At 69.5% G+C, this 26,617-nt stretch carries 24 protein-coding genes and 1 tRNA gene; 12 read left to right on the forward strand and 13 right to left on the reverse strand.

The genetic code is table 11. The annotated features are described in order from the left end of the window. Positions 1–2: 2 nt before the first annotated feature. From pknB to HFP15_RS10695, 7 genes are all read right to left on the reverse strand, one after another. Positions 3–2,003: a Stk1 family PASTA domain-containing Ser/Thr kinase gene (gene pknB, locus HFP15_RS10665; RefSeq protein WP_168514187.1), complete on the reverse strand. Its 2,001-nt coding sequence runs from the start codon at positions 2,001–2,003 to the stop codon at positions 3–5. A gap of 37 nt (positions 2,004–2,040) precedes the next feature. Continuing rightward, on the reverse strand, positions 2,041–3,240 hold the full coding sequence (locus HFP15_RS10670) for a serine/threonine-protein kinase (RefSeq protein WP_168514189.1): 1,200 nt from the start codon (positions 3,238–3,240) through the stop codon (positions 2,041–2,043). 3 nt (positions 3,241–3,243) lie between these two features. Beyond that, positions 3,244–4,713 carry a peptidoglycan D,D-transpeptidase FtsI family protein gene (locus tag HFP15_RS10675; RefSeq protein WP_168514191.1) on the reverse strand — a complete coding sequence of 490 codons (1,470 nt, stop codon included), beginning with the start codon at positions 4,711–4,713 and terminating at the stop codon, positions 3,244–3,246. After that, a complete protein-coding gene (locus tag HFP15_RS10680) occupies positions 4,710–6,203 on the reverse strand; it encodes an FtsW/RodA/SpoVE family cell cycle protein (RefSeq protein ID WP_168514193.1) in 1,494 nt (497 codons plus the stop codon). Before HFP15_RS10680 ends, HFP15_RS10675 begins: the two co-directional genes overlap by 4 nt. Before the next feature lies 1 nt (position 6,204). Next, complete coding sequence (locus HFP15_RS10685; RefSeq protein ID WP_281355541.1) at positions 6,205–7,506, reverse strand: PP2C family protein-serine/threonine phosphatase; 1,302 nt, start codon at positions 7,504–7,506, stop codon at positions 6,205–6,207. Next, entirely contained in the window at positions 7,503–7,970 is a 468-nt protein-coding gene (locus tag HFP15_RS10690) for an FHA domain-containing protein FhaB/FipA (RefSeq protein ID WP_168514195.1), read from the reverse strand. The genes HFP15_RS10685 and HFP15_RS10690 overlap by 4 nt, the downstream gene beginning before the upstream one ends. Before the next feature lie 148 nt (positions 7,971–8,118). Then, positions 8,119–9,375: an FHA domain-containing protein gene (locus tag HFP15_RS10695; protein ID WP_168514537.1), complete on the reverse strand. Its 1,257-nt coding sequence runs from the start codon at positions 9,373–9,375 to the stop codon at positions 8,119–8,121. A 133-nt stretch (positions 9,376–9,508) separates the two neighbouring features. Between HFP15_RS10695 and HFP15_RS10700 the strand changes: the two genes are divergently transcribed. Beyond that, a tRNA-Leu gene (locus HFP15_RS10700) sits at positions 9,509–9,591 on the forward strand. Positions 9,592–9,741: 150 nt separating this feature from the next. Here the strand turns inward: HFP15_RS10700 and HFP15_RS10705 are convergent. Further along, positions 9,742–10,641: a serine/threonine dehydratase gene (locus HFP15_RS10705; protein ID WP_168514197.1), complete on the reverse strand. Its 900-nt coding sequence runs from the start codon at positions 10,639–10,641 to the stop codon at positions 9,742–9,744. 74 nt (positions 10,642–10,715) lie between these two features. Here HFP15_RS10705 and HFP15_RS10710 point away from each other — a divergent pair, with 74 nt between their 5' ends. After that, the gene (locus HFP15_RS10710) at positions 10,716–11,618 is read left to right on the forward strand and encodes a LysR family transcriptional regulator (protein WP_168514199.1); all 903 of its coding nucleotides are present in this window, start codon (positions 10,716–10,718) and stop codon (positions 11,616–11,618) included. On the opposite strand, the gene HFP15_RS10715 is transcribed toward HFP15_RS10710, so the two are convergent. Further along, on the reverse strand, positions 11,615–11,989 hold the full coding sequence (locus HFP15_RS10715; RefSeq protein WP_168514201.1) for an FKBP-type peptidyl-prolyl cis-trans isomerase: 375 nt from the start codon (positions 11,987–11,989) through the stop codon (positions 11,615–11,617). The two genes, HFP15_RS10710 and HFP15_RS10715, sit on opposite strands and share 4 nt — an antisense overlap. 53 nt (positions 11,990–12,042) lie before the next feature. On the opposite strand from HFP15_RS10715, the gene HFP15_RS10720 reads away from it, so the two are divergent. Continuing rightward, entirely contained in the window at positions 12,043–13,077 is a 1,035-nt protein-coding gene (locus HFP15_RS10720; protein ID WP_168514203.1) for a trans-sulfuration enzyme family protein, read from the forward strand. Here HFP15_RS10720 and HFP15_RS10725 read toward each other — a convergent pair. Both HFP15_RS10725 and HFP15_RS10730 read right to left on the reverse strand, forming a co-directional pair. Continuing rightward, positions 13,074–13,487, reverse strand: a complete 414-nt coding sequence (locus tag HFP15_RS10725; RefSeq protein WP_168514205.1) for a PPOX class F420-dependent oxidoreductase — start codon at positions 13,485–13,487, stop codon at positions 13,074–13,076. The genes HFP15_RS10720 and HFP15_RS10725 overlap by 4 nt on opposite strands. A gap of 26 nt (positions 13,488–13,513) precedes the next feature. Next, entirely contained in the window at positions 13,514–14,251 is a 738-nt protein-coding gene (locus tag HFP15_RS10730) for a FadR/GntR family transcriptional regulator (protein ID WP_168514538.1), read from the reverse strand. Between the two features lie 78 nt (positions 14,252–14,329). Here HFP15_RS10730 and HFP15_RS10735 point away from each other — a divergent pair, with 78 nt between their 5' ends. From HFP15_RS10735 to HFP15_RS10775, 9 genes are all read left to right on the forward strand, one after another. After that, on the forward strand, positions 14,330–15,820 hold the full coding sequence (locus HFP15_RS10735; protein WP_168514207.1) for an ABC transporter substrate-binding protein: 1,491 nt from the start codon (positions 14,330–14,332) through the stop codon (positions 15,818–15,820). Continuing rightward, a complete protein-coding gene (locus HFP15_RS10740; RefSeq protein ID WP_168514209.1) occupies positions 15,817–16,761 on the forward strand; it encodes an ABC transporter permease in 945 nt (314 codons plus the stop codon). Before HFP15_RS10735 ends, HFP15_RS10740 begins: the two co-directional genes overlap by 4 nt. Beyond that, a complete protein-coding gene (locus tag HFP15_RS10745) occupies positions 16,758–17,567 on the forward strand; it encodes an ABC transporter permease (RefSeq protein ID WP_168514212.1) in 810 nt (269 codons plus the stop codon). Before HFP15_RS10740 ends, HFP15_RS10745 begins: the two co-directional genes overlap by 4 nt. Beyond that, positions 17,564–18,322, forward strand: a complete 759-nt coding sequence (locus HFP15_RS10750; protein ID WP_168514214.1) for an ABC transporter ATP-binding protein — start codon at positions 17,564–17,566, stop codon at positions 18,320–18,322. The genes HFP15_RS10745 and HFP15_RS10750 overlap by 4 nt, the downstream gene beginning before the upstream one ends. Continuing rightward, the gene (locus HFP15_RS10755; RefSeq protein ID WP_168514216.1) at positions 18,319–19,074 is read left to right on the forward strand and encodes an ABC transporter ATP-binding protein; all 756 of its coding nucleotides are present in this window, start codon (positions 18,319–18,321) and stop codon (positions 19,072–19,074) included. The genes HFP15_RS10750 and HFP15_RS10755 overlap by 4 nt, the downstream gene beginning before the upstream one ends. Next, positions 19,074–20,501, forward strand: a complete 1,428-nt coding sequence (locus HFP15_RS10760) for an aldehyde dehydrogenase family protein (RefSeq protein WP_168514218.1) — start codon at positions 19,074–19,076, stop codon at positions 20,499–20,501. The genes HFP15_RS10755 and HFP15_RS10760 overlap by 1 nt, the downstream gene beginning before the upstream one ends. Positions 20,502–20,575: 74 nt before the next feature. Next, positions 20,576–21,328, forward strand: a complete 753-nt coding sequence (locus tag HFP15_RS10765) for an SDR family NAD(P)-dependent oxidoreductase (protein WP_168514539.1) — start codon at positions 20,576–20,578, stop codon at positions 21,326–21,328. Between the two features lie 11 nt (positions 21,329–21,339). Further along, positions 21,340–22,707 (forward strand): amidase, encoded by a 1,368-nt coding sequence (locus HFP15_RS10770; protein WP_168514220.1) that lies wholly within the window; start codon positions 21,340–21,342, stop codon positions 22,705–22,707. Positions 22,708–22,737: 30 nt separating this feature from the next. Continuing rightward, on the forward strand, positions 22,738–24,567 hold the full coding sequence (locus HFP15_RS10775) for a hypothetical protein (protein WP_168514222.1): 1,830 nt from the start codon (positions 22,738–22,740) through the stop codon (positions 24,565–24,567). On the opposite strand, the gene HFP15_RS10780 is transcribed toward HFP15_RS10775, so the two are convergent. Together HFP15_RS10780 and HFP15_RS10785 are read right to left on the reverse strand one after the other, a co-directional pair. Beyond that, on the reverse strand, positions 24,564–25,412 hold the full coding sequence (locus HFP15_RS10780) for an HpcH/HpaI aldolase/citrate lyase family protein (protein WP_168514224.1): 849 nt from the start codon (positions 25,410–25,412) through the stop codon (positions 24,564–24,566). The two genes, HFP15_RS10775 and HFP15_RS10780, sit on opposite strands and share 4 nt — an antisense overlap. Beyond that, positions 25,409–26,479, reverse strand: coding sequence for an HpcH/HpaI aldolase/citrate lyase family protein (locus tag HFP15_RS10785; RefSeq protein ID WP_168514226.1), 1,071 nt, complete (start codon positions 26,477–26,479; stop codon positions 25,409–25,411). Before HFP15_RS10785 ends, HFP15_RS10780 begins: the two co-directional genes overlap by 4 nt. Positions 26,480–26,617 lie beyond the last annotated feature (138 nt).

The following is a 26,617-nucleotide window of genomic DNA, read 5'->3' on the forward strand; positions in this document are numbered from 1 at the left end:
GATCAGCCGCCGCCGGGACCGGGGAACAGGCCCCCGCTGGTCGAGGTCGGCGGGTTGTTGCTCGAACTGCTGCCACCCGAACCGGACTCGCCGACGAACAACGTGACCGTCTGGCTCTTCTGCATCTGCGTACCCGCGGCCGGCGCGGACCTGGTGACCAGGCCCTGCTGCTGCCTGTTCGCGACCTTGTCGGCCTGGTAGGTCACCTGACCGTCCCAGCCGGCGGCCTGTAGCGCGGCCTGCGCCTGGTCCGGCGTCATGCCGACCACGTTCGGCATGGTGATCAGCTGCTGCGAACCGTCGGACACCCACAGCGTCACCGTGCTGCCCTCGGGCGCCGACCCGGCGTTGGGCTTCTGGTTGACGACCTCGCCCTGCGGCGCGGCCGAGGCCTGCGTCTGCTTCGACACCTTGAAGCCCGCGGCCTTCAGCCCGGCCTCGGCCTCCGCGACCTGCTTACCGGTGTAGTCGGTGACCTGCACCATGTTCGGGGTCTTGCCGACCGTGATGGTGACCGTGGTGCCCTCGTCGACGTTGGTGTTCGCGCCGACGCTCTGCTTGACCACCTTGCCGTAGGAGTTCGGGTCGGTCACGTCGACCTCCTGGACGTTCTGGTCCAGGTACAGCCCGACCGCGGTCAGCGCCTGCTGCGCCTCCTGCTGTGTCTTGCCGCTCAGGTCCGGCACCGCCACCTGCGTGGGCTTCGCGCCCACGTTCAGCTTGATCTCGGTCGATTTGCTCACCGACCGGCCCGCCGCCGGGTCCGTGCCGAGTGCGCGGCCGATGTCGTCCGGGTTGTTGCAGGTCGGCTGCCCGTTCTCCTGCATCTTGCAGGGCACCTGCACCGGAGTGATCTTGGTGAACCCGGCGTTGCGCAGCGTCTGCTCCGCGATGCTCTGCTGCTGGCCCTTCACGTCGGGCACCGACGCGTTGGCCGGCGGCGAGTCGAACGCTCCCGCGAGCCAGGCGATGAACGCGATCAGGGCGATCCCGATGATCGCGAAGATGGCCGCGGTCCACGCCCGGCGGCGGCGACGGCGGCTCGGATCCTCCTCGTCGGCGCCGGCGTAGTCCTCGTAGTCGGCGGCGTGCCCCGGCGGGCCGCCACCGGTCAGCACCTGCGTGCGCTCGTCGGCGGTCATGACCATCGGCGCCGACGGGCGCTGCCCGGACAGCACACGCACCATGTCCGACCGCATCTCCGCGGCCGACTGGTACCGGTTCGCCGGCCCCTTGGCCAGCGCCTTGAGCACGATCGCGTCCAGCTCCGGCGACACGGCTGGGTTCACCGACGACGGCGCCTTCGGGTCCTCCCGCACGTGCTGGTAGGCCACCGCGACCGGCGAGTCACCCGTGAACGGCGGCTCCCCGGTGATGAGCTCGTAGAGCACACAACCCGCGGCGTACACGTCCGACCGCGCGTCCACACCCTCACCGCGTGCCTGCTCCGGCGAGAGGTACTGCGCCGTGCCGATCACCGCGGCGGTCTGCGTCATGGCGGCCTGGCCGTCGTGCATCGCTCGCGCGATGCCGAAGTCCATGACCTTCACGGCGCCGTGGTTGGTGATCATCACGTTCGCCGGCTTGACGTCGCGGTGCACGATGCCGTGCCGGTGCGAGAAGTCCAGCGCCGCGCAGACGTCGGCCATGACCTCCATCGCCCGCTTCTGCGACATCGGACCCTCGGTCTTGACGATGTCACGCAGCGTGCGACCGTTGACGTACTCCATCACGATGTAGGGCAGCGGGCCGTACTCGGTCTGCGCCTCACCGGTGTCGTACACCGCGACGATCGCGGGGTGGTTCAGCGCCGCGGCGTTCTGGGCCTCGCGGCGGAACCGCTCCTGGAACTGGGGGTCTCGGGCGAGATCGGCACGAAGGATCTTCACCGCGACCTCGCGCCCTAGCCGGACGTCCGTTCCGTGGTGAACCTCGGACATGCCGCCGTAGCCGAGCGTGTCGCCCAGTTCATAGCGATTGGAGAGCAATCTGGGTGCGCTCATCGGGGAAAGCCTGTCCATTCAGTCCAAGGTGTGCTCATCATGCCCTGTAGAAGCTTCCTACGGTGGGAGGGACCTGTAGCCCGCCGGGCACCGTGTTGCCGGTGTGGGCCGGGGGATCCGGTCTTTGGCCGCCTGGCGAGCTCAGCCAGCGAGGCACGAGCAGCAGGGCGGCCACGACCAGTCCCACGAACAACACCGCCAGCAGCACCCACAGCGGAGTCAGGTTCCGCCGCCGAGGGGCCGCCATCGGTACGACGCCGCTCGGGTGTCCCATCGGTGGTGGACTGACCGGCTGCATCGACGGACGCGAACTCGGGCCCGTCGGCGCCATCGGTGCCGCCATCGGGTTCGGGGCGTAAGCCTGTACCAGGCCGGACGGCGTAGGCAAGGGGTGCCCGCCACGAACCGCGGCCACCGCGGCCGCGAACTCGCCACCGGTCGCATAACGCTGCCGGGGATCCTTCACCAACGTGGCCTCGATCACGGCCCGCGCCCCGGGTGGCACGTCGGGCGGCAGCGGCGGCGGCAGGTCCCGGATGTGCATCATCGCGACGGTCACCGAATGCTCGGACAGAAAAGGGCGGCGCCCGGCGAGACATTCGTAGCCGCACACCGCGAGCGAGTACACGTCGCTGGCGGGTTCGGCGTCGTGGCCGAGCGCCTGCTCCGGCGCGATGTAGTGCGCGGTGCCCATCACCATGCCGGACCTCGTCACGGGTGCGGCGTGTGCCGCCTTCGCGATGCCGAAGTCGGTGATCTTGACCGTGCCGGTGGGCGTGACCAGGATGTTGCCCGGCTTGATGTCGCGGTGCACGAGGCCGCGTTCGTGCGCGGCCTGCAACGCGTTGCCTGCCTGCTCCAGGATGTCGAGCACGCGGTCGGCGGCCAGCCTGCCCTCGCGCGCGAGAATGCCGGCCAGCGGCTCGCCCTCGACGAGCTCCATGACCAGGTACGCGATCGAAGGCTCGTCGGTCGTGCCGCCCGCCGCGGCCGAACTCTCACCGTAGTCGTGCACGGCGGCGATGCCGGGATGGTTCAACGAGGCCGTGGTGCGCGCCTCCGTGCGGAACCGGTGCAGGAACTCGGCGTCCCCGGAAAGCTCGGCCTTCAGCACCTTCACGGCGACGATGCGGTCCAACCGGGTGTCGCTGGCCTGCCAGACCTCGCCCATCCCACCGACGGCGATCCGGCTGACCAAGCGGTAACGCTCCGCCACGAGCTGACCGGTGGACAGCATCCGCTATCCACCCCCGAGCTGGGCGTTGATCGCGGCACGGCCGATCTCGGCCGCCACGGTGCCACCGGTCGCCTCCAGCCCGCGGTTACCACCGGACTCGACGATCACCGCGACCGCGATCTGCGGGTCGTCGGCCGGGGCGAACGCGGTGTACCAGGCGTGCGGCGGGGTGTTCTTCGGGTCGTTGCCGTGCTCGGCGGTACCCGTCTTGGAGGCGATCTTGACGTTCGCGCGCTTGCCGCCGCCCGCGGTGTTGTTCTCCGAGGCCTCCATCATCTGCTTGAGGATGTCGGCGTTGGCCTGGGACATCGCGGGCTGGCCGGTGAGCTCCTGCGGCGTGTAGCCCTCGAGGTCGGAAAGGTCGGGCGCGAGCAGCTTCTTGATCAGCTGCGGCTTCATGGCCATGCCGCCGTTGGCGACCGTCGCGGCCATCAGCATGTCCTGGAGCGGCGTCAGCCGGACGTCGCGCTGGCCGATGCCGCTCTGGTACAGCGCGGCGGTCGAGTCCAGCGCGCCCAGGCCGGAGGCCGCGACCTTCTGCGGGATCGTCAGGTCGGTCATGCCGATGCCGAAGTTCGCGGCCGTCTGGCGCAGCTTGTCCGCGCCCAGCTGGCCCGCGAACGTCGCGAACGGCACGTTGCACGAGTGCGCGAGCGCGTCGGCGAAGGTGTTGCCGGGGCACGTCTCGCCGCCGTAGTTCTCCAGCGTCACGTTCGTGCCGGGCAGTTGCACGTTCGGCGCTGTGCTCACCTGGTCGGTCGGCTTGGCGCCGTTCGCCAGCTCCGCCGCGGCCACCACGAGCTTGAACGTCGAACCCGGCGGGTAGGTCTCCGAGATCGCGCGGTTGAGCATCGGGTTCTTCGGGTCGTTGGCGAACTGGTTCCACGCGTTGCGCTGCTCGGTGCTGTCGTGCGAGGCGAGCGGGTTCGGGTCGTAGGACGGGGTCGACACCATGGCCAGGATCTCGCCGGTCTTCGGGTTCATCGCCACGACGGCGCCGGTGTAGCCCTTGGAGGTCATCGCGTTGTACGCGGCCTGCTGCACCGCCGGGTTGATCGTCAGCTGCACGTTGCCGCCACGCGGATCGCGGCCGGTCACCATGTCCGAAAGGCGCCGCACGAACAGCCGCGGGTCGGAGCCGTTGAGGATGTCGTCCTCGGACTTCTCCAGTCCGCCCGCGCCGTAGTTCACCGAGTAGTAGCCGGTGACCGGCGAGTACATGGGCCCGTTGAGGTAGCGGCGCTGGAACTTCAGCTTGTCGTTGGTGGCCACCACGTCGGCGAGCACCTGGCCGTCGTACTGCGAGATGATGCTGCCGCGCTGACGGGCGTACTCGTCGTAGAGCACGCGCTGGTTGCGGGAGTCGGTGCGGTAGCTGTCGGCCTTCACCACCTGGATGTAGGTGATGTTGGCCAGCAGCAGCGTCACCATGACCAGCATGGCGATGCCGACACGGCGCATGGGCTTGTTCATTCGGCACTCCCCGTTTGGGTCCCGCCCGCCGGCGGCCGCTGCACCATGACGGTGTGGGCCTCCGCGAGCGGAGCCTGGGCCTGTGGCTGGCGGGGCCGCGCCTTCGGCGAGGGGCGCCGTGCCGCGTCGGAGATGCGCAGCAGCAGCGCCACCAGGATGTAGTTCGCCAGCAGCGACGAGCCGCCGTAGGACAGGAACGGGGTGGTGATACCCGTCATCGGGATCAGCTTGGTCACCCCGCCGACGATCACGAAGACCTGCATCACGATCGAGAAGGACAGACCGCAGCCGAGCAGCTTGCCGAAGGTGTCGCGCACCGCCAGCGCGCTGCGCATGCCGCGCGTCGCCAGGATCAGGTACACCATCAGAAGTGCGGCGAGGCCGATGAAGCCGAGTTCCTCGCCGATCCCGGCGGTGATGAAGTCCGAGTTGGCTTCGGGCACGATGTCCGGCCGCCCGGCCCCGAGGCCGGTGCCGCCGACCCCGCCGGTGCCGAGACCGAACAGCCCCTGCGCGACCTGATAGCCGCCACCCGCGTCGTAGTAGGTGGCCAGCGGGTCGATCCAGTTCGCCACGCGCTGCTGCACGTGGGTGAACAGGTTGTAGGCGATGACGCAGCCGATGACGAAGAACCCGAAGCCGACCGCGACCCAGATGCCGCGCTCGGTGGCCACGTACACCATCGTCAGCACGATGCCGAAGAGCAGCAGCGACTGCCCGAGGTCCTTCTCGAACATCAGGATGCACATCGCCACCAGCGAGGCGATGACGATCGGGCCGAGGTCACGTGCGCGGGGCAGCTCGACGCCGAGCACCCTGCGGCCCGCGACCCGGAACAGGTCACGCTTGCCGACCAGGAACGACGCGAAGAAGACCATCAGCAGGATCTTCGCGAACTCGCCGGGCTGGATCGACACACCCGGCAGCTTGATCCACACCTTCGCGCCGTTGACCTGCGACAACGAGCTCGGCAGCAGCGCGGGCAACGCGAGTGCGAACACGCCGACCAGACCGCAGATGTAGCCGTACCGGGTCAGCGTGCGGTGGTCCTTGACCAGGATCAGCACCGCGAGGAACAACGCGAGCGCGAGCGCGGTGAACAGCACCTGCTTGGGGGCGACCGCGCTGTACTCGCTACCGCTCTGGGCGGCTCGTTCGGCCATCGCCAGGTCGATGCGGTAGATCATCACCAGGCCGATGCCGTTGAGCAGCGCGACACTGGGCAGGATGAGCGGATCCGCGTAGGGCGCCCATCGCCGCACCGCGAAATGTGCCACCGCGAACAACGCGAGATAGGCCAGGCCGTACCAGATGATCGAGAACGAGAGCTCCTGCTCCTGGTTCGCCTGAACCAGGACGAACGCGCAGGTCACGATGAACGCCGCGAAACCGAGCAGACCGAGTTCGGTTCCCCGTCGCGTCGGCAGCTCCCGCTGCGGATTGGTCTGGTAGATCGCCGCGGCCTGCTCGGACAACGGTGGCTGGCTCATATCAGCCACCGCCACCCGATGGGGTCGTACACGTGCCGCCGGTGGCCGTGGTGGTGCCCTCCGGGGACTGCGGCGTGCAGTCCTTGAGCGTCTTGTAGCGCAGGAAGTTGTTGATGTAGTCGCGCGCGGCCTGCAGGTTGTCCTTCTTCACGCCGCTGCGCACGGCGGTCTGCGCGTCCTGCTGCAGCTGCGGCACGGTCAGTACGTCGCACAGCGAGCTGCCCGGCGGGCAGGAACCCTCCGCCTGCTGGTGCAGCTGAATGCCGAGCACGCTGCCAGGCACGCCACGGAAGATGGCGACCTCGGAGTTGGCGCCCTCGCCGACGTAGTACTGGCTGAGCACGAAGTAACGGGTCGCGATGGCGCCGGCGGCGAGCAGCACGAGCACCAGCAGGACACCGACGATCCAGCGCCAGCGCTTGCGGCGCTTGGCCTTCGGATCCGGCGGCGGCTCGGCCAGCTGCGGCGGTTGCGGGGGCGGCGCGGTCAGCGCGCGGGCACGGGCCGCGGGGGAGTCGCCCTGGTGGTTGTACTCGTCACTGCCGTCCCCGGCGGCGCCACCCACGATGGGGGCGTCCTCGCCGAAGTCGACGTCCACGACGTCGGCGACGATCACGGTCACGTTGTCGGTGCCGCCGCCCTTGAGCGCGAGCTCGATCATCCGGTCCGCGCAGTCCTGCGGATCGGGGATCTGGATCGCCTCGGCGAGCGTCTCGTCGCTGACCATGCCGGACAGCCCGTCCGAGCAGAGCAGGTAGCGGTCGCCGGCGCGGGCCTCGCGCACCGTCAGGCTCGGCTCGACCTCGTGGCCGGTGAGCGCCTTCAGCAGCAGCGAACGCTGAGGGTGCGTGGCCGCCTGGTCGGCGGTGATCCGGCCCTGTTCGAGCAGTTCGTTGACGAAACTGTCGTCGCGGGTGATCTGGGAGAACTGACCGTTGCGGAACATGTAGGCCCGCGAGTCCCCGACGTGCACCATGCCCATCCGGGAACCGGAGAACAGCATCGCCGTGAGCGTCGTGCCCATGCCGTCGAGGTCGGGGTCGTTCGCGACCAGCTCCGAAATCGCCGCGTTGCCCCCTGAGACCGCCTCTCTGAGCTGGGACAGCAGGTCGTCGCCAGGCTCGTCGTCGTCGAGCGGGGCGAGGGAGGCGATGACGACTTTGCTGGCGACCTCACCCGCGGCATGGCCACCCATGCCGTCGGCGAGTGCGAGCAGGCGCGGGCCGGCGTACACCGAGTCCTGGTTGCTGGACCGCACCAGGCCACGGTCACTGCGAGCCGCGTAGCGAAGGACGAGTGTCATGGGCGAAGCTCGATCACCGTCTTACCGATCCGGATGGGGACGCCGAGTGGAACTCTCAGCGGTGCAGTGACCTTAGCCCGGTCGAGGTAAGTCCCGTTTGTGGATCCCAGATCTTCCACGTACCAATCCGCTCCCCGCAGCATCAGCCGGGCGTGCCGGGTCGACGCGTAGTCGTCATCGAGCACCAGGGTGGAGTCGTCAGCCCTGCCGAGCGTGATCGGCCTGCCGTCCAGCGCGATCCGGGTACCCGCGAGCGCGCCGTGCGTGACGATCAGCTGACGGGGCTGCTTGCTCGACCCCCTGGGCTTCTGCTTGTCCTTGCTCCGGCGCAGCCCCGGTATCGCCACCTTGAGGCCGGAGGCCGCGTACAGATCGGACCGCACCACCCGCAGTGCGGCCAGCACGAACAACCAGAGCAGGACGAGGAATCCCACTCTGGTTAGTTGAACGACCAGCTCTGGCACCTGTTGTGTCAGCTCCCGACTTCTGCTGTGCTCCCGCCCGTGACGCCGTTGCGCCACGGTGTCCCGCCGACAATTCTGCGGGACATGGGATACCAGCTTCCCAGGGGCTCGGCCAACGGAGACAGCAGGTGCTGGTTTGGCTGGTGGGTCAGCCCTGGGTGCGGAACACCAGCGACGAATGGCCCACCCGGATCACGTCGCCGTCGGCGAGCTGCCACGTCTGAACCGGCGTGCCGTTGACGGTGGTGCCGTTGGTGGAACCGATGTCGGCGAGCGTCGCGCTCTGGCCGTCCCAGGTGATCTCCAGGTGGCGCCGCGAGACACCGGTGTCCGGGAGGCGGAAGTCCGCGTCCTGGCCACGCCCGACCACGTTGCCGCCCTGCTTGAGGGAGTAGCTGCGGTTGGAGCCGTCGTCCAGCTGGAGCGTCGCGTTCAGCTGACGGTTGCCGCCCTGCACCGCGGGCGGGGCGTAGCCCTGCTGCGCGTACGGGTCCGGAGCGGCCTGCGGGGGGTATCCACCGCCCTGCGGGGCGCCGTAGCCGGGCTGCTGGGGGGCACCGTAGCCCTGGTCGTAACCGGGCTGGCCGCCGTAGCCACCTTGGTCGTAGCCACCCTGCGGGGCGCCGTACCCCTGCTCGTAACCGGGCTGGGGAGCGCCGTAACCCTGGTCGTAGCCACCTTGCTGCGGGGCGCCGTAGCCCTGGTCGTAGCCGGGCTGGCCGTACCCGCCCTGCTCGTACCCACCGGGGGGCGTGCCAGGGGCACCGCCGTAGCCGCCCTGCTGTTCGTAGCCGGGCTGGGCGCCGTAGCCGCCCTGCTGTTCGTAACCCGGCTGGCCGCCGTAGCCGCCCTGGTCGTACCCGGGTTGTCCCTGCTGTCCATAGCCGTACTGGCCACCGTGCTGGCCGCCGTGCTGGCCGTACGGGTCACCCTGGTCGTATTGGCCGTAGCCGGGGGGCTGGCTCATTGCTGGGTCTCCTGCGTTGCTGGGTCGTGCTGGCCGTCCTGGGTCCGTGGCGCCACGCGCATGTGCGTCCGGATCGACGGATGAACGGGTTTTGAATTGTCCAGTATGCAGTGCCTCGTTGCGCTCGAGCGAAACTACGACGTCACCATAGGTGTCCCAGCCGTGCTCGGCGAGATGCTGTGACACTGCTTCCGCAAGCACCTTGGTGACCCGCTGCTCATCGCCGGCCATTCGGTCATGGTCGGCAGCACCCAACGAGACGATGTAGTGGTTCGGGGCGAGCAGCCTACCCCCGGCCAGCTCACGTACGTTCTCCTCACCTTCTCGTTCGAGTGCCTGCGCCACTTCCTGAGTGACGACATTGCCGCCGAACATACGCGCGAAGGTGTTGCCGACCAGGCTTTCCAGGCGTCGATCAAACCGTTCAACGCGGCCCACCGGGGTCCGTGCCTCCTTCATGCGTGTGCTTTCGCACCCGATCCTATCCGGATCTGAGCCCCTCGACACGGCCCCCGGTAAAACCCCCCGAACGCGCCTGATACGCTTTGCGGGCTGTCAGAGAGAAGCGCTCGGGCGAGTGGCGGAATGGCAGACGCGCACGGTTCAGGTCCGTGTGTCCGAAAGGACGTGAGGGTTCAACTCCCTCCTCGCCCACCCTGTTCAGTGGCTTTTGGCCACTTTCCCTTATTCCTTGTTTGTTGTGGGGGCCGAGCCCCCACGCCCCCACGGTGCGGTGTCTCGCCATTCGAGGTGGTCACCTTCGGTGGTCACCTCGGCCCACGTGGGGTGTGTCACATTGCTCTGTTACGGGAGCCAGTCTGTGTTGGCGCCGCAGAGGATCACGCATGGTCGTTCACCGGGGACCGTTCCGCGTAGCCAGGCGGCGAACGACACCGCCGCCGCCGGTTCCACGGCGAGCCGGAACTCCTCCCACAGCCGGTCGCGCGCGGCGAGGATCTCGTCGTCGGGTACCAGCAGCGACCTCACCGGGTGAGTCGAGAGGACCTCGAAGGGCACCTCGCCGACCCGGGTGGCGCCGAGGGCCGACGACGCGACGGAGTTCACCTCGGCATCGACCGGCTTGCCCGCCGCGAGCGCCGCGTGCAGGCCGGCGCAGTGCTCCGGCTCCACGGCCACCGTCAGCCGCCCTCCGCCGCCCAGCGCGACTCCGGCGGCGAGACCACCGCCGCCCACCGCGACCGCGATCGAGTCCACCTCCGGGGCGTCGCGCACGATCTCGGCCGCGGCCGTGCCCTGCCCCGCGACGACGGCGGGATCGTTGTACGCCTCCACGTACCGCACGCCGGGCTTCGCGGCCGCCTCGTGCGCGGCCGCGGCGGCGTCGGCATAGCGGTCGCCGACCCGGACCAGCCGTGCCCCGGCGCCTTCGATGCGCCGCGCCTTGCCCTCCGGCACCGACGTGGGCACGTAGACGGTCGCGGGCAGGCCGAGGATCGCGGCCGCCGCCGCTACCCCGATGCCGTGGTTGCCGCCGGAAGCGGTCACCACGCGGTCCGGCCGCTCGCCGGTCAGCAGGGCGTTGAGCGCGCCACGGAGTTTGAACGAGCCGGTCCGCTGGAGGTGCTCCAGCTTGAGCACCACCGGTTTGCCGTCGACCTCGGCGCGCAGCAGCGGCGTGTGCCGGACGTGGGGGCGGAGGCGCTCGGCCGCGGCGGCGACGTCATACGCGAGAGTGGCTGTCATGGCTCCAGCCTGGCCCCGCCGAGCCATAAGCCGCTAACGCTTTCCGCTAAGCCGACATTAGCGATACTTACGGCGTGATCACCGCCGAACGGCTGCGCGTGCTCGTCGAGGTCGCGCACGCCGGGTCCATCGCGACGGCCGCGCGCCGCATGGGATTCACGCCCTCCGCGCTGTCGCAGCAACTCGCGAGGCTGGAACGCGAGGTCGGGTGCACGCTGCTGGAACGCCGCGCGACCGGTGCCGCGCTCACCGAAGCGGGCCGGCTGCTGGTCGGCCACGGCGAGACGATCGCCGGTGAGCTGCGGGCCGCCGAACAGGCGGTGCGGGAACTACGCGAGCTGCCGGCGGCGGACCTCTCGGTCGGCACCTTCGCGACCGCGGGCCAACTGCTCCTGCCGCCCGCGATGCGCGCCTTCCGCGAGGCGCATCCGCGGACCAGGCTGCGGCTGACCGACCTCGAACCGCCGGACGGGTACGACCTGGTCGTGGCCGGTGAGCTGGACCTGCTGATCACGCACCGGTACCCCGGGGTGGAGCTGCCGCCGGCGCGCGGGCTCGCGCGCGAACCGTTGCTGGCCGACCGGCTTCGCCTGGTGTTGCCCGCCGACCATCCCCGCGCCGCGGCCCGACGCCTGCGCTTCGAGGATTTCGCCGAGGACGACTGGATCTCCGGCGACGACCGCGCGCCGAGCCGGGTGTGCTTCCAGAGCCTGGTCGCCGAGACCGGCGTGGCGCCGAGGGTGGCCTACGAGACGCGCGACTACGCGGGCATCCTCGCGCTCGTGCGCGCGGGGCTCGGAGTGAGTTTCGTGCCGGACAGCCTGCTCACGGCGGCTGACCGGAGCGGGCTGGTCGTCCGCGACCTGAGCGGACGGCGGCCGGTGCGCGAGATCTACACGGTGCACCGCGACCGGCCACCGGCCCACGTCGCGACGATGGTGTCGCTGCTCGCGGAGAGCGCGCGACGGTTTCGCTAGCCGACCTCGACGAGATCGACCACGAAGATCAACGTTTCGTTGGGCTTGATCACGCCGCCCGCGCCACGCTCTCCGTAGGCAAGGTGCGGCGGGATGACCAGCTTGCGCCGGCCGCCGACGCGCATGCCCTGCACACCCTGGTCCCAGCCGGGGATGACGTGACCCTGGCCGAGCGGGAACCGCAGCGGCTGCCCGCGGTCCCACGACGCGTCGAACTGTTCGCCGCTGGAATGTGAGACGCCGACATAGTGCACCGAGACGACCTGCCCGGCGGACGCCTCGGGGCCGTCACCGACCGTCACGTCTGTGATCTCCAGCTCGGCGGGTGGCGGACCGTCGGGCCGGTCGACGACGGGCTTTTCCAATGCCATGGATACTCCTCGTTATCGGATGGTGCACCGTAACAACAGTGTGAGGAGTCGGCATGACGGACTGGTCCCCTCGGACGAAGGCGATCGTGGCCGGGCGCCCGACCGGTGCCGGGGAGCCGCTGAACACGCCGATCGTGCCCGCGAGCACCTACGTCGCGGGCGGCGAGTTCGCCTACTCGCGCGAGGACGGAACGCCGACGTGGAACGCGCTGGAGGAGGCGATCGGCGCGCTCGAAGGCGGGCATGCGGTCTCCTTCGCCTCCGGGATCGGCGCCGTCGCGGCCGTGCTCGACCTGTTCCCGGCCGGTACCGAGGTCGCGGTGCCCACGTTCAGTTACGCCGGAACCCGTGGCCTGCTCGACCACGCCGCCAAGATGGGGCGGCTCCAGGTGCGGCGCGTCGATCCCGCCGACACCGAGGGCTGGGCGCGGGCCGCGGCGGAGACCGATCTGCTGTGGATCGAGTCCCCGACGAACCCGACGCTGGAGCTGATCGACGTCGCGCCGCTCACCGGCAAGCGCGCGAAGGTGGTCGTGGACAACACTTTCGCCTCGCCCCTGGGTCGGCAGCCGTTGTCGCACGGCGCGGACATCGTGGTGCACAGCGCGACGAAACTCATCGGCGGGCACAGTGACCTGCTGCTCGGGCTGACGATCACCGCGGACGAGGGCCTCGCGGGCGAACTACGCGCCGCGCGCACCCGCAACGGCGCCACACCGGGCGCACTGGAGGCGTGGCTGGCCCTGCGCGGCCTGCGCACGCTGCCCGTCCGCCTCGCCGAACAGTCCCGGACCGCTGCGCTGCTGGCGGAGCGGCTCGCCGCACATCCCGCGGTCGGGAAGGTCGGCTATCCCGGTGAGGGCACGATGATCGCCTTCGAGATGCCGGACGCCGCGAGCGCGGACCGGGTGTGCGCGTCGGTCCGGCTGATCGTGCACGCGACGAGCCTCGGTGGGGTGGAGAGCCTGCTCGAACGGCGGGCGGCGTGGTCGGGCGACGCGCACGTGCCCGCCGGCCTGATCCGGTTCAGCGTCGGGCTGGAGGATCCCGAAGACCTCTGGCGTGACCTGGAACAGGCGCTTCGCTAAGCGACTTTCCGGCGGTTGTTCAGCTCGTCGGCGTCCAGATGCCAGCTGTGGATCCAGTGCGGATGGATGCGGATCACCTCGCGGGAGAAGAACTCGCCGCCGTACGGGGGATCGATGCCGGTGAGCAGTTCCGCGTGGCCGCGGACCTCGACACCGCGACCCCAGCCGGGTTTCACCGCGCCCGGCTCGTCGGGGGTCATGTCGTCGACGACGAACGAGACCGCCGGATTCTTCGCTAGGTTGCGCCATTTCTGGCTCTTGCTGTTGTCCGGTCCGCCGATGTCGATCGTGCCGTCGTCGTTGAGCGCGAACCCGGTCGGCCGCACCTGCGGCCCGTTCGGTCCGATCGTGCCGAGCCGCCCCAGTGACTGGGATTTGAGATACGCCAGTTCGTATTGCGTGAAGGACATGCTCCGACGCTAAGACCTCGAGTTAACTAGAGGTCAAGCAGATGGCGCAGCACGACGCGGTCCTCGGCCGGGACGTACTCGGCGTAGTGGTCGTACAGCGCACGGCGCGCCAGCCGCTCGGCCAGCGGTCCGTCGCCGTCGCGTACCGCGTTGAGCACCTCGGTGTGGTGCGCGACGGACGCGCGCATCAGCGCCGCGCGGTCCGCCGTGTTCTCCAGCTTGCCTTCGATCAGGTCGAGCACCACCCCGCGCACAACCTTGGCGCACACCACGATCAGCGAGTTCCGGCTCGCCCGCGCCACGATGTCGTGGAACGCGACGTCCGCACTGCTGAACTCGGGTTGATCCGAATCGCTCATCGCGGCGAGCGCGGCCTCGAGCTCGTCCAAATCGGACTCGGTGCGCAGTTCGGCGGCCAGCCGGTAGGCCGAGCCCTCCAGGATCATCCGGAACTGCACCAGCTCCGCCAGCCCCAGCGATTCCGCGCGAGCCAGCCGGTCGAGCGACTTTCGCAGCGCCGCCGGTGACGCGCCGAGCACCTCCGGGCCGCGCGGATCCCCGGCGCGCGATCGGACCAGCCCGTCGGACTGCAGTACCCGCAGCGCCTCGCGGATCGTGGAGCGGCTGACGCCGAACTGTGCCATCAGCTCGCGTTCGCTCGGCAGGCGTTCGCCCGGCCGGAGTCTGCCGGAGAGCACGGCCTGCTCGATCTGCTCGACGACGCGCTCGTAGGCGCGGACCGCGCTGACCGGTTCGAACATGATTGGCCTCTTGACCTTGCTCCCCGTCGAATGCAAACCTAGGCTACTGGTCAGACCAGCATACTGGCTTGGAGCGTGGGTATGAAAGTACGCGCCTGGGCGTCGGCGCTGGCGCTGCTGCTGGTTGCCTCCGGCTGCTCCGCAGGCTCGACCGCGTCGGTGAGCGGCGGCCCGGACACGCTCGCGGTCGGTTTCTCGGCCGAGCCGGCGAACTTCGACTTCACGCACACCGACGGCACCGCGATTCCGCAGGCGCTGCTGTACAACGTCTACGAGGGCCTGGTGAAAACCGACGCCAGCGGCAAGGTCGTGCCGCTGCTCGCGCGGTCGTGGACGGTCAGCCCGGACCGGCGGACCTACGACTTCGCGCTGCAGGACGGCGTCCGCTTCAGCAATGGTGCCCCGTTCACCGCCGACGACGTGAAGTTCTCCATCGAGCGCGTGAAGACCGACTGGACGATCTCGATCAAGTCCAAAATGGACGTGGTCGATCACGTCGAGGTGGTCGATCCGCTGCACACCAGGGTGGTGCTGAAAAAGCCCAGCAACGGCTGGCTGTTCGACATGACCACCCGGCTCGGCGCGATGTTCAGCCCCACCGGAGTGGCCGATCTGGCGAACACCCCGGTCGGCACCGGGCCGTACGTGGTGACGCAGCGCCGCCGCGGAGACTCGATCGTGCTGCAGCAGAATCCCGCGTACTGGGGCCGGAAACCGGCGTACAAGACGGTGATTCTCAAATACATCAAGGATCCGACGGCGCTGAACAACGCCCTGCTGAGCAACGGGATCGACGTGATCTCCACGATCTCCGCGCCGGACTCGATTCCCCAGTTCGAGAACGACAACCGGTTCACCGTGCTGCAGGGCACCACGAACAGTGAGGTCGTGTTGTCCTTCAACGGAAAGCGCGCCCCGCTGAACGATCCCCGCGTGCGGCAGGCGCTGACACTGGCGATCGACCGGAAGGCCCTGCTGGAGACGGCGTGGGCGGGTCGCGGCACGCTGATCGGCAGCATGGTCCCGCCCACCGACCCGTGGTACGAGGACCTGTCCGGCTACTACCCGTACGATCCGGCGCGGGCGAAGGCGCTGCTCGCCCAGGCGGGACAGGCGAGTCTGTCGCTGCGGCTGCGGATTCCCAACCTGTCCTACGCGGTTTCCTCCGCGCAGGTCGTCGCGTCCGATCTGGCCGACATCGGCGTGCACGTGACGATCGAGCCGCTGGACTTTCCCGCGGTGTGGCTCAAGCAGGTGTTCACCGACCACGACTTCGACATGTCGATCGTGCAGCACGTGGAGGCCCGCGACATCACCACCTTCGGCAATCCGAACTACTACTGGGGCTACGACAATCCGACGGTGCGGCAACTGCTCGCGCAGGCCGATGCCGGCACGGAGCAGGAACAGATCGCGGACATGAAGGCGGTCGCCAGTACGATCACCGCGGACGCGGCGGCCGACTGGCTGTTCCTGTTCCCGAACGTGGTGGTCGCCAAGAACAAGGTGACCGGTCTGGCCCGCAACCAGGTCAGCGAATCCTTCGATCTGACGGGGCTGGGAAAGCGATGACCGCGATCGTGCGCCGCACGGCGATCTTCGTGGTGAGCTTGTTCGTCGCCTCGATCGTGGTGTTCGCCTTCATGGCCGTGCTGCCCGGCGATCCGGCACAGGTCGCGCTCGGCGTCAGCGCGACACCGGAACTGCTGGCCAAGACGCGCCACGACTTCGGGCTCGACCGTCCACTCACGGCTCAGTATTTCAGCTGGATGGGTGGGGTGCTGCACGGCGACTTCGGCCGGTCCTACGTGACCGGCGAGGCGATCGGACCGCAGCTGATCGACCGGCTCGGCGTCACGTTGTGGCTCGTCGGCGCCGGAATGCTGGTGGCGCTGATCCTCGCGATCCCGTTCGGCACGCTCGCCGCGACCTGGCACCGGCGCGCGCCGGGCACGGCGATCTCCGGGCTGTCGCAGCTGGGTGTGGCGATTCCGGCGTTCCTCGCCGGAATCCTGCTGGTGCAGGTGTTCGCGGTGCAGTTGCGGTGGTTGCCGTCGGGCGGCTGGACCCCGCCGAACCAGGACGTCGGCGAGTTCCTGCGCGGACTCGTGCTGCCCGCGTTGTCGCTGGGCATCGTGCAGGGCGCGGTGCTGACGAGATATGTGCGTTCGGCGGTGCTGGACACGTTGGGCCAGGACTACCTGCGCACGGCGAGATCGAAGGGGCTCCGGCCGTACCCGGCGCTGATGCGGCACGGACTGCGCAACGCCGCCGTGCCGGTGGTGACGGTGCTCGGACTGCAGTTGACGACGCTGCTGATCGGCGCGGTCGTGGTGGAGCGGGTGTTCGTGTTGCCGGGCCTCGGCTCGATGCTGCTGGACTCGGTGTCCTCGCGGGATCTGCTTTCGGTACAGGGAATCGTGCTCGTGCTGGTGGTGGCGGTGCTGCTGGTGAACTTCGTCGTGGACGTGGCGTACGTGCTCGTCGACCCCAGGTTGCGGAGTAGCCGATGAACCGGAACCTGTGGATCGGATCGGTACTGGTCGGGCTGGTCGTGCTGGCCGCACTGGTGTCGTTCGTGTGGACGCCGCACGATCCGCTCAAGGTCGACGCGGCGGTGCGGCTGGCGGGCCCGAGCGCGGACTACTGGTTCGGCACCGACAAGTTCGGCCGCGATGTCGCCAGCCAGATCATGGTCGGCGCGCGGAGCACGCTCTACGTGGGTGTGATCGCGGTCGGCGTCGCGGCGATCATCGGCACACCGCTCGGCATCCTCGCCGCGATGTCGAAGCGGTGGCTGGGCGAGCTGGTCATGCGCGTCAACGATCTGGTGCTGGCGTTTCCCGCGCTGCTGCTGGCGATCATGTTCGGCGCGGTGTACGGCGCGAGCACGGTGACCGCGATGATCGCGATCGGCATCGCGACGATCCCGTCGTTCGCCCGCATCGCGCGTTCGGCGACGTTGCAGGTGATGAGCACGGAGTACGTGCTGGCGGCCCGCGCGGGCGGCCGGTCGCGGCTGTCGATCGCGCGGCGGCACGTGCTGCGCAACATCGCGGGCCTGGTGATCGTGCAGTGCTCGGTGTCGTTCGCGATCGCGGTACTGGCCGAGGCCGCGCTGTCGTTCCTCGGATTCGGCACGCGCCCGCCGACGCCGTCGTGGGGGCGGATGCTGCAGGAGTCGCAGGAACTGCTGACCGTGCAGCCACGGCTGGCGCTGGTGCCCGGGGTCGCGATCGCCGTCGCGGTGCTCGGGTTCAACCTGCTCGGGGATGGGCTTCGGGACCGGTTCGATCCCAGGCTGGAGGGGCGGCGATGATCTCCGTCGAGGCACTGACGATCTTCACCGACGAGCACGGCCTCGTGCGGAACGTGTCGTTCGAGGTCGGCGAGGGGGAGCGGGTCGGCCTGATCGGCGAGTCCGGTTCCGGCAAGTCGCTCACCGCGTCCGCGCTGATGGGCCTGCTGCCCGAGGGGTTGCGCGCGACTGGATCGATCACGTTCCACGGGAAACAGTTGATCGGGACATCCGAGCGGGAACTGTCACAGCTGCGTGGGCGCGACATGGCGATGGTGTTCCAGGAGCCGATGACCGCGCTCAACCCGCTCATGCGCGTGGGTCGGCAGGTCGCCGAGTCGGTAAGGCTGCACACGCGCAGGTCCCGGCGGCAGGCGAAGGCGCTCGCGGAGGAACTGCTCGACTCGGTGGGCCTGCCCGGTACCGGCGGCCGCTATCCGCATCAGCTTTCCGGCGGGCAACGTCAGCGCGTGCTGCTCGCCATCGCGCTCGCCAACGACCCCGCACTGTTGATCTGCGACGAGCCGACCACCGCGTTGGACGTGACGGTGCAGGCGCAGGTTCTCGATCTCATCCTTGCCGGCGTCGCCGAGCGGTCCGCGGCGCTGCTGTTCATCACGCACGATCTCGCCGTGGTCGCGCGCGTGTGCGAGCGGTTGCTGGTGATGCACGAGGGAAGCATTGTCGAGGAAGGTTCCACGCGCGAGGTGCTGACGAATCCGCGGCACGACTACACGCGGCGGCTGCTCGCGGCGTCGGACCTGGAGGCGGCGTGATCGAACTTCGTGACGTGCACCGGCACTACCGGCGGACACACGCGCTGCGGGGCGTTTCGCTGACCGTCGAAACCGGACGGCGCTTCGGCATCGTCGGCGAGTCGGGCTCGGGGAAGTCGACGATGGTGCGGCTGCTCGCGGCGCTGGACCAGCCGAGCTCGGGCGAGATCTTCTTCCAGGGCAAGCGAATTGACAACCTGCCCGAACGCCGCCTCGGCTTCCTGCGCTCGGAACTGCAGGTGGTGTTCCAGGACCCGATGGGCTCGCTCGATCCGCGAATGCGCGTGCGGGACATCATCTGCGAACCGCTCGGCCGCACCGACGACGTGCGCGTGGCCGAACTGCTCGACGCGGTCGGCCTGCCCGCCGATGCCGGCCGCCGGTATCCGCATCAGTTCTCCGGTGGGCAGCGCCAGCGCATCTCTGTCGCCCGCGCGCTCGCGCCGCGGCCGAGCGTGCTGGTGGCCGACGAGCCGGTGAGCGCGCTGGATGTGTCCGTACGCAAGCAGATTCTCGACCTGCTCACGGATCTGGCCGACCGGTTCGAGCTGACGCTCGTGTTCGTGTCGCACGACCTGGGCGTGGTGCGACGGGTCTGCGACACGGTCGCCGTCATGCGCGCGGGTGAAATCGTGGAACAGGGCGAGATCGCCGAGGTCTACGACCGTCCGCGGCACGACTACACGCGTCAGTTGATCGCCGCGGCCCCGAACCTGCGTGCGGAACTCGCGAGATTGCAGGGAGGACAATGATGTTCGACCCTTATCCTTCGGGCCTTCCGATCGGTCCGGAGTGGTTGTTCACACAAGACACCCAGGAGATCGTTTTTCCTTATGACGGTGGCGTTGTCGCCCGCGCCCCGGTCGGCACACCCGAACTGGCCCGGATCGCGGTCAACGAGGCCGTCACGGCGAAACGCGAAGCCGCCGCCCTGCCGTCGTGGACGCGCCGCGACGTCCTGCTCGGCGTGCGCCGGGCGCTGACCGAATGGCAGGCCGAGTTCGAAGGGCTGCTCGTCGCCGAGACCGGGAAACCGCTGTCGGACTGCCGTACCGAGGTCGCCCGCACGCTGGTGACCTGGCAGGCCGCGGCGGAGGAGGTGTCCCGGCTGCACGGCGAAACCGTGCCGCTCGACCTGTTGCCCTCCGGCGAAGGACTCACCGGGTTCTGGAAACGCAAACCGATCGGTGTCGTCGTCGGCATCGCCGGCTTCAACTACCCGCTCCTGCTGGCCTCGCACAAGATCGCGCCCGCGATCGCGGCCGGCTGCCCCGTGATCGTCAAACCGGCGCCGCAGACACCACTCGCGACGTTGTGGTTGGTGCATCTCGTGCGCCAGGCAGGTCTGCCGCCGTCGATGGTGCAGCTGGTGACCGGAGACGCCGAGGTCGGCTCCACGCTGGTGACCGATCCCCGTGTCGGAGCTGTGTCGTTCACCGGTTCGGCCGCCGTGGGGCACCGGATCGCGAAGGACGCGGCACCCACGAAAACGTTGCTGGAACTGGGTTCGAACGCCGCACTCGTGGTCGCCGAGGACGCGGATCTGGACGCGGCGACCGACGCCGTGCTGCGTGGCGGTTTCTACGCGTCCGGGCAGGCGTGCATCTCGGTGCAACGGGTGCTGGTGGTCGAACAGGTCGCCGACGAGTTCGCCGAACGCCTGCTGGCCCGGCTCGACGAGGTGGTCGTCGGCGATCCGCGCGAGGAAACTACGCGTGTGTCCAAACTGATCGACGAACGAGCCACCGAACGCGTCATGGACTGGATCGCGCGGGCGATCTCGTCGGGCGCGCGCGTGCTGGCCGGCGGCGAATTCGCGGACGGGATCATCCGGCCGACCGTGCTCGCCGACGTGCCCGACGGCGCGGCGTGCTGGGACGAGGAGATCTTCGGCCCGGTCGTGTGCCTGCGCCGGGTGTCCGATGTGGACGAGGCGTTCGAGCAGGTGAACGCGTCCCGCTACGGGCTGCACGCGAGCGTTTTCACCAGCTCGCTGCGAACGGCGCACCGGGCGGTGGACGAACTGGAGGTCGGCGGCGTCATCGTGAACGAGGTACCGGGCTTCCGGTCCGACACGATGCCCTACGGCGGGGTGAAGGACTCCGGCATCGGCCGCGAGGGGCCGCGGTTCGCCATCGAGGAGTTCACGGTGACGAGGATGGCGGTGATCCGGGCATGAACCCCGAAGCCGACGACGCGCGAGCATCGCAGGGCCGCCAAGGCCCGAGGAGCGCAGCGGGGAGGAGTCGAGGCATCGACTACGAGAAGCTGTTCCGCCTCGACGGCAAGCGGGCGGTGGTGCTCGGCGCGGGCAGCGGCATCGGGCGCGAGTCCGCTAAAGCGCTCGCGGCCCACGGTGCGGAGGTCATCTGTGCGGACCGCGATCTCGCCGCTGCCAAGGAAACCGGCGGCGAGGCGTACGAGATCGACCTGCTGGAGCCCGGCGCGACCGAACGCGCGGCCCGTGATCTCGGCGTGCTCGACATCGTGGTGCTCACCGCCGCGACGAACGTCCGCAAACGCATCCTCGACTACCGGCGCGAGGAGTTCGACCGGGTCGTCAGGCTCAACCTCGGCGCGACTTTCGAGGTCGTGCGGGCGTTCGGCGCGGGTATGGTCGAACGCGGCGGAGGCAGCATCATCGGGTTCTCCTCGATCCGCGGCACCACGGTCGAGCCGGGGCAGGGCCCGTATGCGGCGACGAAGGCGGGGCTGGTGCAGCTGTTCCGCACAGCGGCGGCGGAGTTCGGCCCGGCCGGCGTGCGGGTCAACGCGATCGCCCCCGGCGTCGTGGAAACCCCGCTGACCGAACAGATCAAGGCCAGCCCGGAGTGGTACGCGGCGTATGCGGGCAAGAGCGCGCTCGGCCGCTGGGCCAAGCCGGAGGAAATCGCCGGAGCCGTGGTGTACCTGGCCTCGGACGCGGCGAGTTTCGTCACCGGATCCGTGCTCGCCGTCGACGGGGGCTGGACCGCCATCGACGGCAGATACACCCCACCGGAGTAGGAGGAGGTCCCGTGTTCGAGAGTGCGACCGAGCTGCTCGCCGAGTACCGCGCCCGCCGGCTGTCGCCGGTCGAGGCGACCGAGGCCGTGCTGACCCGGATCGACGCGCTCGAAGGCCGGCTGCACGCCCTGTACGCCTACGAACCGGAGCAGGCGCGCGCCGCGGCGAAGGCGTCCGAGCAGCGCTGGCGCGCGGGTGAGCCCGGTGCGCTCGACGGGATTCCGTTGACCCTGAAGGAGAACATCGCGACCAAAGGCACCCCGGTCCCGCTGGGCACGGCCGCGACCGAGCTGGTACCGGCGCCGGCCGACGCGCCCGCCGCGGCGCGGGTCCGCGAGGCCGGGTCCGTTCTGCTGGCCAAGACGACGATGCCCGACTACGGGATGCTCACCTCCGGCCTGTCGAGCTTCCACACCGCGACCCGCAACCCGTGGGACCTCGAGCGCACTCCCGGTGGGTCGAGCGCGGGAGCCGCCGCGGCGGCCGCCGCCGGGTACGGGCCGCTGCACGTCGGCACGGACATCGGCGGTTCGATCCGGTTGCCCGCCGGCTGGTGCGGTCTGGTCGGGTTCAAGCCGAGCTTCGGCCGGGTGCCGGTCGACCCGCCCTACCTCGGCCGCGTCGCCGGACCGCTGACCCGCACGGTCGCGGGCTGCGCGTTGCTGATGGGCGTGTTGTCCGCGCCGGACACCCGTGACCACATGAGCCTTCCGCACGCGGAAATCGCCTGGTCGGAGCTGTCCGGTCAGCTGAAAGGCCTCCGGATCGGGCTGCAGCTGGACGCGGGCGTGGGACTGAACGTGGAACCGCGGATCCGGGACGCGGTCGTGGCGGCGGGGCGGCTCTTCGAGCAGGCGGGTGCCATCGTCGAACCGCTGGCGCCGTTCTTGACCCGCGAGATGCTCGACGGCCTGGACACGTTCTGGCGGGTACGGGCGTGGTGCGACCTGGAAGCGTTGCCGGAGCAGCGGCGTACGAAGGTGCTGCCGTACATCGCGGAATGGGCGCGCGGCGGTGCCGACGTCACCGGGGTCGCCGCATACCGGGGGTTCTCGCAGATCGACGCGATGAGCGTGGCCGCCGTCCGGGCCGGCGCGCCGTTCGATTTCGTGGTGTCGCCGACGTGCCCGGTGTCCGCGCCACCCGCCGAGTGGGCCTCGCCGACCAATGACCCTCGGCGGCCGTTCGAGCACATCGCGTTCACCGTGCCGTACAACATGTCCGGTCAACCCGCAGTGTCGCTCAACTGCGGGTACGGCGACGAGGGTCAGCCGATCGGCCTACAGATCGCCGGACGGCGGTTCGACGATCTCGGTGTGCTCCGCGTTGCTGCAGCATTCGAAGTAATTCGTGGCGCTCAGCGCTGTCCTGAGGTGTAATCGCGCGCGGAACTTGAGACCATAATTGGCATGCGCATGGTCTACACCGGAGCGGACGAAGAGGACTTCATCGACGCTCGCCAGCGCCTGCTCGTCGAGCTCGACGCGTGGTCACAGATGCGCCAGCGGATGATCGATCCGGTGGTCGCCGGGGCCATGCTCGACTACCGGTTCGAACGGGACGGGCTGCTCGGGCGGTGGACCCGTGAAGTGCTTCGCGGCGCCCTGCTGACCTGGTTCCCCCGCAAGGTCGTCCTGCTCGACCCGCATTCGACCTCGGTGTTGTCCACGGTCGAGGCGCTGATGGACTTCTTCGACGACGCGGACCTGTTCGACGAGCGCAGCGAGCCGCCGTCGGTGCTGCGCTCATTCATCCGCGCGATCGGACCCAGGTTCGACGACGCGATGAGCGAACGCGCCAACTACGGCCTGGCGAAGTTCTGGGCCGTCGCGATGGCCGAGCACGGCATCGACCCGCTGGACGAGGCCGAGGCACAGGATTTCATCGATCGTGTGCAGCAGGGCGAGATCGAGGTCGACCAGATGCTGCTGCACGAGATCGCCTACCGGCACTACGAGGGCGATCCGGAGGTCGAGGCCGTCGAGCCGACCCCGGTGTTCGCGCTGGCCGCGGACGAGGACCTGGCCGAGGCGGCCGGGGCGACGCCCATGGTGCGGCGGCTGCGGCGGTTCGTGGACTGGGTCGGCGACGGCCGCGACCTCGCGGCGAAGGGCAGGCTCACCGAGACCGACGCCCGTGACCTGACAGAACAGCTCCGCGTGCAGGATCCGGCCGACCTGATGTCGCTGGCCAAACGCACCGGTGTCGTCCGGGTGCTCAAGGGCAGGCTGGTGCGCGTCAAGCGGGCGCAGCCGCTGCTCGCCGACTCGATGGCGCTGTGGCGCGCGGCCCTGCCGCACGTCGTCGCCGAGCACAGCGAATCGCTGCGCCGCCGCAACGCCGAGGCGCATCTCGCCTACGAGCTGCTCGAATCCGTGCAGGCGGACGACTGCGCGACGATCCCCATGCTTGTCGAGATCATGGACGATCTGGCGGAACTGACGTGGCGCTCGGCGGACGCCGATCCGGTGCTGCGGGTGCTGGACCGGCTGGCGGATTTCGGGCTGGTCGAGGTGCTGCCCGCGACGGAGGAGCATTTCGAGGACCTGCTCGACTTCGCCGGGGTGGACTCGGTGGAGGAGGTGCCCGAGGACGAGCGGCAGGTCGTGCGGATGCTGCCGCTGGGCACCAAGGCGATGTACGAGGCGCGGGCCGCGGCGGGCGTGCCGACGCTGACGCTGGAGGACATGGCGGCCGAGACCGCGGAGGTGTTCTTCGCACGGGTCGGCCCGATGCCGGAGGAGGCGTTCGACGAGGGCGCGCGCCTGTGGCTGCGGGCGCGGCAGGCCGACCGGGCGATCGCGGAACTGTCCGAACTGGCCCGCCGCACGGACGACTTCGAGCACCGCATGTTCGCCTTCCAGCTGCTGGCCGAGTACGGCGAAGCCGGCGTCGCGGCGATCGCGGGCCTGCGCGAGCACTCGGCGGCCGGGCCGGCTGCGCTGAGCTGGCTGCTGGACGCCGGCCTGATCGACGCGAGTGAGGTCACCGGCCGGGAACGCACGTACAGCATGGTCGACGTGCTCGCGGCCGGTATCCGCTCGGCGGGCCGGAAGAAGGCGCTGGAGGAGTTCGCCGCACAGCCGCGGCCGGCGCAACTGCTGTTCCTGGCGGACGCGACCATCTGCGGCCACCCGCGCACCCGCGAGGTCCTCGAATCGATGGTCGTCGCCCACCCCGACCGCGCCGTCTCGAACGCGGCCCGCAAGGCACTGGACTGGCTCTACGAGGAGGACTAGGCGCCGATCGCCTCGGCGAGGCTCAGGATCCGTTGCGCGTTGTCGACGTGCAGGTTCTCGATCATCCTGCCGTCGACGGTCACCACACCGCGGCCTTCTGCCTTCGCCTCGTCGAAGGCGGTGATGATCTTGCGGGCCTGCGCGATCTCCTCCTCCGACGGGGAGAACGCCTTGTTGCACGGTTCGATCTGGCCGGGGTGGATCAACGTCTTGCCGTCGAAGCCGTACTGCCTGCCCTGCAGGCACTCCGCCTCGAAGCCCTCCAGGTCCTTCACGTCGTTGTAGACGCCGTCGAGGATCACCTTGCCCGTCGCGCGCGCGGCGAGCAGGCACAGCGACAGCCCGCCGAGCAGCGGACCACGGCCGGGCACGAACTCGGCGTGCAGCTCCTTCGCCAGGTCGTTCGTGCCCATCACCAGCACCGTCAGCCGGTCGCTGGCGCTCGCGATCTCCTCCGCGTGCAGCATCGCGATCGGTGTCTCGACCATTGCCCAGATCTCGGTGTGGTCGGGCGCCCCGCCGAGCTCCAGCGCACGCTCGATGTTGTGCACATCGCGCGCCGAGTTCACCTTCGGCACCACCACGGCGGCGGGGCCGGCCTGCGCGGTGGCCCGCAGATCGGAGTCGTGCCACTCGGTCTCCAGGCCGTTGACCCGGATCGTCACCTCGCGCGAGCCGTACTCGCCGACCATTCCGCACACGCGCTCGCGCGCGGCTTCCTTCGCGTCGGGCGCGACCGCGTCCTCCAGATCGAGGATCAGCGCGTCGGCGGCAAGCCCCTTCGCCTTCTCCAGCGCGCGTTCGTTCGCGCCGGGCATGTAGAGCACAGAGCGGCGGGGCCTCACTGCAGTGCCTCCTTGGTGGCCTTGTCGTAGGCCTCGGCCAGTTCCGGGTCGCGTTCGGCGAGCCTGTCCGCCAGTTCCGCGACCACCCGGCACTGCTTGACCGAGGCGTCGTCCTGCATCTTCCCGTCGATCATGACCGCGCCGGTGCCGTCGCCCATCGCGGCGATCACCTTGCGCGCCCACGCGACATCCTTGGGATCGGGGGAGAACACCCGCTTCGCGATGTCGATCTGCACCGGGTGCAGCGACCAGGTGCCGACACAGCCCAGCAGGAACGCGTTACGGAACTGGTCTTCGCAGGCCACCACGTCGCGAATGTCGCCGAACGGGCCGTAGTACGGGAGGATCCCGTTCATCGCGCAGGCGTCGACCATCCGCGCGACCGTGTAGTGCCACAGATCCTGCTGGTAGGTCGTGCGGCCCTCGTTGAGATCCTCGCCGACCGGATCGGTGCGCACGAGGTAGCCGGGATGCCCGCCGCCGACGCGCGTGGTCTTCATCCGGCGGCTGGCCGCGAGGTCGGCCGGGCCGAGCGAGATGCCCTGCATGCGCGGGCTCGCCCCGGCGATCTCCTCGACGTTGGCGACGCCGCTGGCCGTCTCCAGGATCGCGTGTACCAGCAGCGGCCTCGTCAGGCCGGCCCGCGCTTCGAGCTGGGCGAGCAGCCGGTCGACGTAGTGGATGTCCTGCGCGCCTTCGACCTTCGGCACCATGATCACGTCGAGCTTGTCGCCGATCTCGGTGACCAGCGTGATCAGGTCGTCCAGCACCCACGGCGAGTCCAGGCTGTTGATCCGTGTCCACAGCTGGGTCGCACCGAAGTCGGTGGCCTTCGCGATGGACACCAGACCCTGCCGCGCGGCCTCCTTGCGGTCCGCGCGCACGGCGTCCTCGAGGTTGCCGAGCAGGACGTCGACCTTCTTCGCGATGTCCGGAACCTTCGCGGCCATCTTCTCGTTGCTGGGATCGAAGAAGTGGATCATCCGCGACGGCAGGGGCGGAATCTCCCGCACCGGGTCGGGTGCCCCGACCGCGAGCGGTGCGAAGAAGTCCTTCGGCGAGCGCATCGATCCTCCAACGTGACGTAACCGAGGAGTAACCCTAACCTCCCTGGGGGCGGCACCGCAGCGGCGAATGTCACCCCACAGGCGTCGCCGGGTGTGCGAGCAAATCGTCCACTGTGGAACGTGACGCCGATTGCTCCG

Origin of the sequence: Amycolatopsis acididurans (genome assembly GCF_012328925.1) — a bacterium.
GTDB classification, from domain to species: Bacteria; Actinomycetota; Actinomycetes; order Mycobacteriales; family Pseudonocardiaceae; genus Amycolatopsis_E; species Amycolatopsis_E acididurans.